The following is a 339-nucleotide window of genomic DNA, read 5'->3' as shown; positions in this document are numbered from 1 at the left end:
CGATCATGGTGGGCCGCCGCCCTGACCATCGCCGCCGCCGGCGCGGTCTACCTGCTGTCCCTGTCAGAGCAGGGTTTCGGGTTTTTCAGCTACGGCGCCTTCTGCCCCGGCGTCGACCTCTACTTCTCCGCCCAGTATCGCCTGTGGAATATGGAGAGTTTCCTGCCTGTTCTGTGGGCCGCGGGCGCGCCGGCGGTGGCCTTCGGCTTCGCCGCGCACTGGCTGAGCACGCGTCGCGATCGGCCTCGGATCGGGCGGATGGCCGCGCGGAGCGCAGCTGCGGCCCTGCTCGTGCTGTACGGCATCGGCCCGCTGGCTTTCCTCGCGGACATGGTCATC

Annotated in this window: 1 protein-coding gene; it reads left to right on the top strand. The window is 69.3% G+C overall.

Annotated elements, in window-relative coordinates; genetic code table 11:
• The coding region (locus ACWJ6R_RS38155; protein ID WP_449066823.1) for a hypothetical protein at positions 1 to 339 on the top strand (339 nt) is incomplete at both ends.

Source organism: Planomonospora algeriensis, assembly GCF_977012225.1.
Note: the sequence above shows the minus strand (reverse complement) of the source record. Positions and strands in the feature narration are given on the sequence as shown.